This window comes from Streptomyces sp. NPDC093225 (assembly GCF_044753805.1).
Classification (GTDB): Bacteria; Actinomycetota; Actinomycetes; order Streptomycetales; family Streptomycetaceae; genus Streptomyces.
This window is the reverse complement of the sequence record NZ_JBIVNX010000014.1, coordinates 112,106-123,535: the sequence shown is the minus strand read 5'-3', so window position 1 is coordinate 123,535 and position 11,430 is coordinate 112,106. Positions and strand designations below refer to the sequence as shown.

Genomic DNA, 11,430 nt, shown 5'->3' with positions numbered 1-11,430 from the left:
TTTCCATCGCCGGTGCCCGGCGTCGACGCGACAGGAAAGAAGACGCAAGACCGGTCGGATTCGAACCGACGTCCTCCAGCTCGATGCTTGGGCGCGACGACCTCTGCGCTACGGCCTTGCTGCGGAGATCATAGCGGCACTTCCAGCCGGACTCGATCACCAGTTTGAACATTTTGAGCCACCGACTGTGAGTGCCCCGTGTGACGGCCCGTCGGGCCGCGGGGGCGCCAGGGCACGGGGCTACCGTGGGCCCGTGGAACTGTTGCTGATGTCGGACACGCACGTGCCCGCGCGGGCCGGGGCGCTGCCGGGCGAGCTGCTCGACCGCGTACCGCGGGTGGACGTGGTCGTCCACGCGGGGGACTGGGTGGACGCGGCCACGCTCGACCTGTTGGAGGCGCGGGCGCGCCGGCTCGTCGCGGTGTACGGCAACAACGACGGGCCGGACCTGCGCGCCCGGTTGCCCGAAGTGGCGTACGCGGACCTCGGCGGGCTGCGCTTCGGCGTCGTGCACGAGACCGGGCCGGCCCAGGGGCGCGAACGGCGCTGCGCCGAGCGGTTCCCGGACCTCGACGTGCTGGTCTTCGGCCACAGCCACGTCCCGTGGGACACCGTCGCCGACGACCGGCTGCGGCTCCTCAACCCGGGTTCGCCGACCGACCGCCGGCGCGAGCCGCACTGCACGTACATGACGGCCCGGGTGGCGGACGGGATCCTGCTCGACGTACGGCTGCACCGGATCCCGCGCCCCGGCTGATCAGCGCACCTGGTCGCTCTTCGCCCCGACGCCCTTGACGCCGACCGGAGTTCCGTCCGGGGCGAACGCGTGGTGGAAGGTGAAGGCGTGCGGCGCGGAGCCGTGGTCGCGGAGGTGTTCCAGCTTGGAGACTCCGTCCCGCCAGGTGGGTACCACGCTGTCGTGGACCCACCAGAACACGTAGTTCGGGTGTCCCGTCCTCTCGAACCAGTCGTAGCGCCTGTTCAGCGCCGCACGGTGCATACCGGTGTAGACGGCGTCGAACGCGGGGCGCAGGTCGGTCCAGAGCGAGAGGGTCGCGGCCAGGGCGGTGGTCTCCGCCGTACGGCCCTTGTCGTACCAGGCGGGTACGGCGAACTCGCCCCACGCACCCCAGTCCGCAGCGAAGAGCGCGCCCCGGTCGACGTCTGCCGAGTCGGCATGGGCGAGGTACCCGGGTTGCCGGCTGATCTCCGGGTAGACGGCCGCGCCGCTGGCGTAGAACTCGCGCGTGAGGGGTCCGGGATCGGCGAGAGGTGACTTCAGGACGCCGAACGTGTACAGCGCAAGACGGGGCATGCGTGTCTCCCTGGTCGGGGGCCCGGTGTGGGCCCGGTAACTCCGGTGCGACCGTGGGTGATCGCCCGAGACCAGGTGAAGGTAGCCGCCTTCGCGGGCCCTGTCGAAGTTGCGTTTTCCCTGGTCAGATGCCCTCTTGCGGCGGCCGTCGCCGCCCCCGGTGCAGGCCTAGCACACGGGGGCGTGTCAACGGGCTGATTCCAGGCATATCCACCCCCGGAGCGCGGGGGTACGGCTACCGTGGCGGAATCGGTCGACTCCAGTGGCGGCCGGGGGAGGAGCGGGCCAGATGGGCACCACGGTGGTGGGGTTCCGGCTCGGCTGGGACGCGAAGGGCCGGCAGGCGACGGTGGTGCTCACCCAGGCCGGGGTCCTGCACCACAGCACCGGGCTGCTCGGCATGGCGCCGCGCCCCGCACGGCCGCACGCCCCGACGGCCCCCGATCCGCACCCGGTGCCACGGCAGGCCGCCACGCTGCGCAAGCTCTACGCCGACCTGGTCGACCGCGGCTACTCCCGCGAGCTCATCCCGCCCGCCTGCGTGCGCCTGGACGTGGACGAACACCCGCTCCACGCACGTCCCTTCGGCGACCGCGCGCCCCGCGCCCACCCCGAGCTGATCGACGACTTCACCGGCGTGGCACCCGCCGGCCCCGGGTCGCTCGAGGACGCCCTCGCCGCGTTCTACACGGCGATCGGACTCACCCCGCGCCGCAGGGCCCCCGCCGCGCCCGGCGCCGCCGGCGCGTCCCCGGCGGTCCGGGACGCCCTGCGCGCCCTGTCGGAAGGCCGGACGCTGGCCTCCCGCCCGCGGCGCGGCGCCGGGTGGACGGTCACGACCGGGAGCGTGCGCCTGCACGTCGGCCCCGTCGGCGCGGACCTCACCCATCGCGAAGTGGCGGACCTCCAGGCGGCCCTGACGGCGTGGCTGCGCCACCAGGGGCCGCGGGGCGGGTGACCTGCCGATCGCCGGCTGCAGGCGGCCGATTGCGCGGACCGCCGAACGCCGACTGCCGACCGCCACCGGCAGCCGGCCGCCCGGGGGCGCTACCCGCCGGCCCGCTCGGCCGTGAACAGCAGGTACTCCCACTCCATGGTGCCGTCGTCGAGGTAGCGGCCGGCGAGCTCGTCGAGGGCCGAGTCCAGGGCGGCGACCCGATCGGCGTCCTCCGACACGAACCGGTACGTCGCGATGGTGGGCCCGTACGTCGCCTTGAAGAACTCCCGGAAGTCCGCCGGCCCCTCGAACCGGTCGACGCGCAGGGCCCGTCTGCGGGCCTCCACCCCGGTGACCCGGTCGCCGAACAGCGCGCGGACGTGCCCCTCGTCCCCCCACATCGGCGGCGGCTGGGCGCCGGGCGGCGGCGGGGGCGCGAACGGGCGCATGGTGGCGAACATCTGCCCGATGAACCCCTCGGGCGTCCAGTTGATCAGCCCGATCGTGCCGCCCGGCCGGCAGACCCGGACCAGTTCGTCGGCCGCCGGCTGGTGGTGCGGGGCGAACATGACGCCGACGCACGACATCACCCGGTCGAACTCGCCGTCCGCGAAGGGCAGCGCCTCGGCGTCCGCCACCCGCCAGTCCAGCCGCGCCCCGCGAGCGGCGGCGAGGCCGCGGCCGACGTCCAGCAGCTCCGGCGTGAGGTCGGAGGCCACGACGTCGGCGCCGAGCAGGGCGGCGGGAATGGCTGCGTTCCCCGAGCCCGCGGCGACGTCCAGCACCCGGTCCCCGTCCTGGACGCCGCACCCCCGCACGAGCTCGGGACCGAGCTCCGCGACGACCTCCGTGACGACCGCCGGATAGTCACCCAGGGCCCACATCGCCCGGTGCTTCGCCTTGAGGGCCTGGTCCGCCTGGTCCGCGTGGCCGGTCTGACCGCCCTGGTCGGCTGCGACTGACTCGTTCATGGCACCGTTCCTCCGCGCAAGCCCGTTCGGTCCCTTTTTCGAGCCTAGCCGCGGGGACCGGACCGCGCCCCGCGGCCGGGCACCGGAGCCCGCCGCGGTCGTCACTCGTACTCGGTGCCGCCCTTGCGCGTGAGGTAGGCCGGGCTGACCGCCTTGGCGATGGCGCGGCCGCCGGTGACCGGGCTGTAGCGCTCGGTGGCCGGGCGGACCACGACCCCCTCGCGCAGGTGGAGCTCCCCGCCGGAGACCGTCTCGCGTCCGGTGGCCGCCTCCAGCACGGCGGCCTGGTCGTACGGCCCCTCGTAGAGGCGCGGTACGAGCGGCAGTTCGCCGTCGAGCAGCTCGGCCGCGTCCAGCCAGTGGATCTGGCCGTCGATCTCGGCGGACACGTCGAAGACGGCGTACCCGGGACCCGTGGTGCGGGCGTCGGCGCCGTACGCCAGGTCCTGGACGCCGGCGCCGAACACCTCGCCGAAGATCCCGACGCGGGCGGCCCCGAGCCGCTCGGCGAGCCGGGCGGCCGTCTCCGCGACGCGGTGGCCGCGGACGGCCCGCCAGTAGACGTTCGCCTCCGCCTCCTTGAGGGCCAGGCCGCGCGAGCCGAACCCCTTGGAGGAGACCAGCACCCTGGCGTCCTCGGCGACGTAGGTGAGCAGGCAGGCCGTGCCGTGCAGTTTCTCGGTGAGGACCACCGGCTCGCCGGGCTCGAAGATGTGCGGGTACCGCTGGAGGCTCTCGACGTCGACCCAGGGCAGCAGGTCCGGGGCGGACTCCACGTCGCCGTTCATGGTGGTGGGCACCGGTGGCACCCACTTGGTGATGCCCAGCAGCCCGGCGAAGTCGTCCCCGGCCGCGGCGGCCCGCTCCAGGTCGGTGTCCGCGACGGCGGCCGGTACGCACACCAGTCCCTGGGAGAGCTCCCCGCGCAGCCGCACGGCCTTGACCCGGTTCGCGGCGCCGCCGGCCAGCCGGCCGGTGAGGCCCAGCTCCTCGACCAGTGCGTCCGGCAGGACGGCCTGCTCGGGGATGTAGAGGGCGATGTCCCCGGTGCGGTAGCGGCCCTTGGCCACGACCGCCCGATAGAGGCCGACCTGGGCGAGTTCGAGGGCGTCGGCGTTGGGATGCTCGTGGATGGTCAGGACTTCTGCGGTGACTTTGAAGGTCGACATGCCCCCACTCTGACCAGCGGGTATTCCGCTGGGCGAGCGAATTCCGCTCTGCTAGGGGGACTTGTCGACGCGTGGCCGGCGGGAAAAATCCCTGGCACGGCGGCCGCGCAGCGCGAAGACTCCTTCGTCATGGCTGACATGGACGCGTTCCGGGAAGCGGTCACCGCATGGGCGGCCGGCGGCCCGGGTGAACCCGCCCGCGAGCTGGCCGCGCGCGGGCACGTCGGGGCGGCGGTCCTGCTCGAAGGACGCAGCGATGCCGCGGCCGTCGACGCGTTGGCCGCCCGGCGCGGCCGGGACCTGTCGGCGGAGGGGGTCTGCGTCCTGCCGATGGGCGGGGCCATGAGCGTGGGCCGCTTCGCCGGCCTCCTCGGGCCGGCCGGCCTCGGTCTGCGGCTGACGGGACTGTGCGACGCGGCGGAACGCCCCTACTACGCCCGGGCCTTCGAACGGGTTCTCGCGCAGACCTCCGAGCGGGCCGGCGAGCCGCGCCCCCGCATCCACGTCTGCGACGCGGACCTCGAGGACGAGCTCGTCCGCGCGCTGGGGGTGCTGCGCGTGCGGGAGGTCGTCGAGGCCGAGGGGGAGTCGCGCCCCCTGCAGACCTTCCTGCGCCAGCCCGCACAGCAGGGCCGTACCGTGCAGCGCCAGTTGCGGCGCTTCCTCGGTACGACGTCCGGCCGCAAGATCCGCTACGGCCGCGTCCTCGTCGATGCCCTCGACCTCGACCGCGTGCCCGCGCCCCTCGACGACCTGTTGGACGACCTGCTCGGCGAACGCTGAGCCGCGGTCACGGGATGCGGAAGGGGTCCGGTCGGCCCGCGATGAGGAGCGCGGGCCGACCGGAGTCGGGGAGTACGGCGGCACCGGTGACGGCGGCCGCCGAGCGGGTCGGTGGCGTCAGCCGCCGGTGGGGAGCGTCCCGGGCCCGGCCTCCTGCTCCGCCGCCACGGCCGATGCGGCCCCGCGGTCGGCCAACCGGCGCAGCAGGCCCGCGCGGTGCCGGTCGCCGGTGGCGAGGTCGAGGGCGGTCCAGGCCATGGCGAGGCCGCCGTCGAGCACCGCGAGGTCGGCCTGCGGCGTGGTCCCGTACCGGGTGAAGTCCGGGTTGTGCATGATCGTGCCGCCGCAGTCGTAACCGATCATCGGGTGGATGGTGGGCACCAGGTGCGAGACGTTGCCCATGTCCGTCGAGCCGCCCCGCAGGCTCGGGTCGAGGTCCTGCACGGTACGCCCGAGGTCGCGGGCGGCGGCCAGGTAGCGGCGGCCGATGTCGAAGTCCTGGCGCAGGTCGGCGTAGTCGTTGCCGACCGTCTCCAGGGCGAGTCCGGCGCCGGTGGCCAGGGCGCCCGCCTCGAAGCAGGCCCGGATCCGGGCCTGCAGGGCGCGCAGGTCCGCCGCGGTGCCGGCCCGGCAGTCGTACGCGGCGGTGGCGCGGGCCGGGATGACGTTGGCGGCGTCGCCGCCGTGGGTGACGACGCCCGAGACCACGGTGTCGGGAGGCATCTGCTGCCGGTACGCCGCGACGGCCACCTGGGCGATCATCATGGCGTCGGCCGCGTTGACCCCGCGCTCGGGCATCGCGGCGGCGTGCGCGGCGGTGCCGGTGTACTCGACCCGCCAGCTGCTGATGGCCTGCGAGCTCATGCCGACGGAGTCCTGTGGTGCGGCGTGCACCATCATCGCGGCCGCGACGTCGTCGAAGGCACCCGCGCGCAGCATGTCGACCTTGCCGCCGCCGGATTCCTCGGCCGGTGTGCCCAACAGCTTGACGGTGAGGCCGAGTTCGTCGGCGAACGGTGCCAGGGCGAGGGCCGCGGCCACCGAGGCGGCGGCGTTGACGTTGTGGCCGCAGGCGTGGCCGATGCCGGGCAGCGCGTCGTACTCGGCGCACAGGGCGACGACCAGGTCCCCGCTGCCGGCGGTGGCCCGGAAGGCGGTGGGCAGACCGTACGCGCCGCGCTCGGTCTCGAAACCTGCGGCCTCCACGAGGTCGGCGGTCCGGCGGGCCGACCGGTGCTCCTCGTAGGCGAGCTCGGGGTCGGCGTGCAGGGCGTGGCTCAGGGCCACGACCTCGTCCCGGCGGGACGCCAGGACGGCCCGGGTCCGCTCGCGCAGGGTGGGCACGGAGGGCGTGGAGGTCATGGCGGTCACGCGGTCTCCTCGTCGGTCCGGGCGGTGCGGTGGAGCAGGGCGATGCCGGCACCCGCGACGGACACGGCCGCGCACACCGTCCAGGAGGTGGTGTAGGCGCCGAGCACGGGCAGCGACCGCCCGGCGGGGGTGCGCCCGGCGAACACGGTGAGCACGGCCGCGGCGCCGAGGGAGCCCCCGACGTTGATCAGGAGCTCGTTGATCCCGGAGCCGACGGAGGTGCGGTCGCGCGGGACGGACTCGACCGCGAGCGTGCGGGTGGAGTGCTGCATGAAACCGGTGCCCAGGCCCGCCACGGCCGTCCCCACCAGGAAGAGCGGCAGGTCGGTGTGCCAGGTCGAGGACAGGACGTAGCCGGCGGCCATCAGCAGTGAACCGCAGACCAGCGTCGAGCGGTCGGACAGGGCCCGGGCCACGGCCGGGGCGGCGAGCGCGCCGACCGCGAGCGCCAGCAGGTTGGGCAGCATGGCCAGGGCGATGGCGAACGGGTCAAGTCCGAGCCCGTAGCCGGTCTCCGCGGCGTCGGTGCCGAGGAAGACCGGGTTCGCCACCTGCAGGCCCAGCATGCAGAAGGTGAAGGTGAGCGTCACCAGCGAGACCACTAGGACGTTGCGGCGGCGGAACATGCGCACGTCGATCATCGGCTCCGCGGTGCGCAGCTCCACCAGCACCCAGGCCGCCGTCACGGCTGCGCCGCCCAGCAGGCAGCCCGGGGTGCGGACGGAGGTCCACTCCCAGCCCGGCGTGCCGCCCAGGCCCAGGCCCAGCATGACCGCGAGGAGCCCGAGGCAGAGCAGCACGCCGCCGGCCCAGTCGATCCGGCCGCCGGGGCGGTGGTCGGACTCGGGCAGCAGCGGCCAGCTGACCGCGAACGCGATCGCGGTGGCCGCGGCCGGCACCCACAGGGCGGCGGTCGGGCTGTCCACGGAGGCCGCCACCGCACCGCTGGCGACCAGGCCCAGGGCGAGGCCGCCCACCAGCGCCGCGACCATCAGGCTGATGCCGCGACGGCTCTCGGCGTCACCGCCGGACCGGTTGCGCAGGATCCCGACCAGCAGGGGGAAGAAGCCGGCGAACGCACCCTGGAGGATCTGCCCCGCCAGGAGCGTGGTGAAGTCGCGGGAGACCCCGACCAGCACCGACCCCAGCAGCACGATCGCCAGGTTCCAGCGCAGCACCCGACGGTGGCCGTGCAGGTCGCCCATGCGCGAGAGGACCGGCGTGAACGCGACGCTGGCCAGCAGGTTCGCGATGCTGATCCAGTTCAGGTCGGCCGCCGACACCCGCAGGGCGTCCGTCAGGCTGCGCAGGAGGGGGGAGAGGAACCCCTGGGTGATGCCGCTGGACAGTTCGACGAGGGCCACGGACGCGATCACGGCGGCCGCCGGCGTGGGGCGCGCCAGAGGTCTCGCGGCATGCCGCGCAGCAGTCTGCGTCATACGTATCACCTGTTCGGGGAGCAGGCCTCGGGGGCCGGGCAGGGGAGGGGGTGGAGGGGCGGCGGAGGCCGCGTGCCGGCCCGTGTCGTCGAGGACCCGGCCGCATCCGCACCACAATGTCGCCGTCAGCGGCGGACGACGACAAGGGTCGGCGCGATAATCGGGTGAAGGGGACACAAGAGGCGCCCTCGTCGGCGGATTCCGGCGCCGGAGCGGTCGTCAGGTGCGGAACCGGGCGGCCACGGCCGCCGCGGAATCCGCTGCCGTACGGTCGGCCGTTCCGCGCTCCCCGCCCGCACCCGGCGGGGTTGGGTGGCACCGCCCACCCCCACGTCGAGCCAGGCGGCACCCCTGGCTCCCTACCGCGCCGAACCGCACCAGCGGGACGCCGACGCGGTACACCGGAACCCCCCGTCGGCCGCAGCGCCGAACCGCACCAGCCCGCGGTCGCCGCGCTGCACGGACCCCCGTCCGCCGCAGCGCCGAACCGCACCAGCCGTCCGCCGCCGCTCCACACCGGACCCCCCGTCCGCCGCCGCGCCGGCCCACCGCGAAGGAGCGCCCCGTGCCCCCTGACACCGTCGCCCCCCTCCCGCTGGACGCGACCGACCACACCGTCCTGCGCGCCCTGCACCGCAACCCGCGCGCGCCCTTCGCCGAGGTCGCCGCCACCGCCGGCGTCCACGAGCGGACCGTGGCCCGCCGCCTGGAGCGGATGACCGCCACCGGGCACGTCCGCTTCACCGCCGCCCTGACCCCCGAATACCTCGGGGAGGGCGTCACCGCCGAGATCGCCGTGCGCTGCGCACCGGGCCGGGTGCACGAGACGGCCCTCGCCCTCGCCCGCCGGACCGACGCCCGCTCGGTCGAGGTCGCGACCGGCGACCTGGAGATCTACGCCGAGATCCACGCCCCGGACCACGACGCCCTGCTCACCCTGATCGACTCCACCATCGGCCGCCTCGACGGGGTCGTCGACGTCCGCTCCCAGGTCGTGCTCCAGCTCCTGCTGACGGCGAGCGACTGGGCCCCGTACGACGACCGGCCCACCGACGTGCGCCGCCGGGTCGTCGAGGGCCTGCCGCTGCCCGCACCGCCCGCCGTGGACGCGCTGGACCGCCGCCTCGTCGGATTCCTCGGCACCGACGCCCGCATGTCCACCGCCCGGCTGGCGCAGGCCCTGCAGGTGGGGGAGACCACGGCGCGCCGCCGACTCGCCCGCCTGATGGCCTCGCACGTGCTGCACCTACGGCTGCACGCCGACCCCTCCTTCCTCGGCTACCCGGTCGAGGCCCGCTTCCGGCTCGCCGTCGCGCCCAGCCGACTGGAGACCGCGACCCGCCTCCTCGCCCGCGAACCGGCGGTCCGCCACCTCTTCCTCACCACGGGCACCACCAACGTGATGGGCTACTCCAGCCACCGCGACACCCGCGACCTGCACGCCTTCACCACCCGGGTCTTCGCCCGCCTCGACGGGGTCGCCACGACCGAGACGGCCGTCCTCATGCGCACGTACAAGCGTGCGAACATCCCGGAGCCCCGCCCCGGCACCCGCCTCCCCTGAACCCGTCCGACGCTCCGTTCTGACCGCAGACTCCCGGCGGTGTGGGAGTTCGGCCGCAATGCGGCAGCGGAGGTATCAAGGAACTTCATTGGGAGGCTGCGGCGCTGATGTGATCGAAGTTCTCGATATGGGTGTTCGACGTGGTTCGCTGCAAGGAAGATGAACCCGACAGACGCTCCGGAGCCGCCTTGGGGGAAGGCTTGCGCGACGATCAGGGTCACCCGCGTCGGGCACACACTGATCTGTGCACCGCGTTGAAGGACGGGTTGGCGGGGAGCCCGCTGAACGTCACCGAACTCGCCCGGGTCGTGGCGTTGGGGCGCACGACGGTGTCCCAGGCGTTCAATGTCAACGCGGAGGTGCCCTCAGCCCACACGGTGGCTGCTTTGGCGCGCGCGTTGAAGCTACCGGCCGGGCCGTTGCTCGAGTTGCGGCGGAAGGCCATCGGCAGCGAGTTCCCCACGAAGTCGCCTGGGCGGCCGATCGGGGAGTGGGACCCGCACGATCTGGAAGTCCATCCGGCCGGGCCCAGCCTCGGCGCTCCCGTCTCCGGCCCGCAGGGCGGGATGAAGAAGCTGCCCGGTTACGTGCGGCGCGATCACGACCGGGTGCTGGAAGAAGCCGTACGTGACGCAGCGGCTGGGCGGAGCAGAATGGTGATCTTGGTGGGCGGTTCGTCGACGGGGAAGACCCGGGCGTGCTGGGAGGCCGTTCAACCCCTCGCCGATCAAGCCTGGCGGCTGTGGCATCCCTTCGACCCGACCCGCGCCGAGGCCGCGATGGCGGACCTGCACCAGGTGGGCCCGCACACGGTGGTGTGGTTGAACGAGGCTCAGCACTACCTGGGCAACCGCACGACCGGAGAGCGGATCGCGGCGGCCATTCACCATCTGCTCGTCGATCCCGGCCGGGCACCGGTCCTTGTCCTGGGCACCATCTGGCCTGAATACGCGCTGCAGTACGCCGCCCTGGCGGCGGGCGTGGAGGATCCGCACAGCCGGGCCCGGGAGCTGCTCAAAGGTCACAGCCTGACTGTTCCGGACGCCTTCGATCCTTCCGCCCTGGCCGAGGCCGCGGCCCTCGCCAAGGACGGTGACGGGCTGTTGGCCGATGCCCTGGAACGGGCCAGTGGCCACGGACGTGTCACGCAGGACCTCGCCGGGGCCCCTGAACTCCTCGACCGGTATCACCGTGCGACCCCGGCTGCCCGGGCACTGTTGGAAGCGGCGATGGACGCTCGTCGCCTGGGAGTCGGCCTTCACCTCCCGCAGCCCTTCCTCACCGGCGCTGCCCCTGACTACCTCATCCAGAGCGACTACGACCAGCTCGCCGACGGCTGGGTGGAGCGGGCCTACACCGAACTCGCGGCACCAGTCCACGGAATGATGGCCCCACTGCGCCGAACCGTGCCCCGGCCGCAACTACGACCGTCCGCCGCTCACCCACCCAGCCATGCACCGGCGACGACGGGAACCGGGCCTGTGTTTCGGCTTGCCGACTACCTCGAACAACACGGCCGGACAAGCCGCCGCCACATGTGCCCACCGGCCACCTTCTGGCATTCCGCCCATGCCCACCTCACTCGCCCCGACGACCTGGACAACCTCAGTCGTGCGGCCGAACAGCGTCATCGCCTGCAGTGGGCCCATCACCTTCGCTGTCGGGCCACCGACCACGACAACACGAATCCACTGAACCACCAGACCTGGACGCGGACGGAGTCTGAGGGCGAAGAGGGTACTGAGGCCCTCGCACGCCTCGCTGCGGACCGCAACGACGTGTACGCCCTTGCTCGCCTTGCCGAGGTGCGGCAGGAGGCTGGGGACGTGGACGGTGCTGAAGCACTCGCCCGCCTTGCCGCGGACCGCGGCGGTACGTACG

At 73.7% G+C, this 11,430-nt stretch carries 9 protein-coding genes, 1 tRNA gene and 1 pseudogene; 5 read left to right on the top strand and 6 right to left on the bottom strand.

From position 1 onward, the window contains the following. Positions 1 to 45: 45 nt before the first annotated feature. A tRNA-Arg gene (locus ACIQCH_RS15790) sits at positions 46 to 118 on the bottom strand. Between the two features lie 135 nt (positions 119 to 253). On the opposite strand from ACIQCH_RS15790, the gene ACIQCH_RS15785 reads away from it, so the two are divergent. Next, positions 254 to 757, top strand: a complete 504-nt coding sequence (locus tag ACIQCH_RS15785) for a metallophosphoesterase family protein (protein ID WP_402581237.1) — start codon at positions 254 to 256, stop codon at positions 755 to 757. Here ACIQCH_RS15785 and ACIQCH_RS15780 read toward each other — a convergent pair whose 3' ends face one another. Beyond that, complete coding sequence (locus ACIQCH_RS15780; RefSeq protein ID WP_402581236.1) at positions 758 to 1,315, bottom strand: DUF3291 domain-containing protein; 558 nt, start codon at positions 1,313 to 1,315, stop codon at positions 758 to 760. It abuts the gene before it with no gap. A 289-nt stretch (positions 1,316 to 1,604) separates the two neighbouring features. On the opposite strand from ACIQCH_RS15780, the gene ACIQCH_RS15775 reads away from it, so the two are divergent. Further along, positions 1,605 to 2,273, top strand: a complete 669-nt coding sequence (locus ACIQCH_RS15775) for a hypothetical protein (protein ID WP_402581235.1) — start codon at positions 1,605 to 1,607, stop codon at positions 2,271 to 2,273. An 89-nt stretch (positions 2,274 to 2,362) separates the two neighbouring features. On the opposite strand, the gene ACIQCH_RS15770 is transcribed toward ACIQCH_RS15775, so the two are convergent. Continuing rightward, positions 2,363 to 3,223, bottom strand: a complete 861-nt coding sequence (locus tag ACIQCH_RS15770; protein WP_402581234.1) for a class I SAM-dependent methyltransferase — start codon at positions 3,221 to 3,223, stop codon at positions 2,363 to 2,365. A 101-nt stretch (positions 3,224 to 3,324) separates the two neighbouring features. Further along, the gene (locus ACIQCH_RS15765) at positions 3,325 to 4,392 is read right to left on the bottom strand and encodes an RNA ligase (ATP) (protein ID WP_402581233.1); all 1,068 of its coding nucleotides are present in this window, start codon (positions 4,390 to 4,392) and stop codon (positions 3,325 to 3,327) included. A 129-nt stretch (positions 4,393 to 4,521) separates the two neighbouring features. On the opposite strand from ACIQCH_RS15765, the gene ACIQCH_RS15760 reads away from it, so the two are divergent. Next, a complete protein-coding gene (locus ACIQCH_RS15760) occupies positions 4,522 to 5,175 on the top strand; it encodes a TOPRIM nucleotidyl transferase/hydrolase domain-containing protein (RefSeq protein ID WP_402581232.1) in 654 nt (217 codons plus the stop codon). Positions 5,176 to 5,292: 117 nt separating this feature from the next. On the opposite strand, the gene ACIQCH_RS15755 is transcribed toward ACIQCH_RS15760, so the two are convergent. Both ACIQCH_RS15755 and ACIQCH_RS15750 read right to left on the bottom strand, forming a co-directional pair. Then, positions 5,293 to 6,537 (bottom strand): M20 family metallopeptidase, encoded by a 1,245-nt coding sequence (locus ACIQCH_RS15755; protein WP_402581285.1) that lies wholly within the window; start codon positions 6,535 to 6,537, stop codon positions 5,293 to 5,295. Between the two features lie 5 nt (positions 6,538 to 6,542). After that, positions 6,543 to 7,985, bottom strand: a complete 1,443-nt coding sequence (locus tag ACIQCH_RS15750) for an MFS transporter (RefSeq protein WP_402581231.1) — start codon at positions 7,983 to 7,985, stop codon at positions 6,543 to 6,545. 565 nt (positions 7,986 to 8,550) lie between these two features. Here ACIQCH_RS15750 and ACIQCH_RS15745 point away from each other — a divergent pair. Next, positions 8,551 to 9,549: an Lrp/AsnC family transcriptional regulator gene (locus ACIQCH_RS15745; protein ID WP_402581230.1), complete on the top strand. Its 999-nt coding sequence runs from the start codon at positions 8,551 to 8,553 to the stop codon at positions 9,547 to 9,549. Positions 9,550 to 9,749: 200 nt separating this feature from the next. Further along, positions 9,750 to 11,430: pseudogene (locus tag ACIQCH_RS15740) on the top strand (hypothetical protein); the annotation flags it as partial.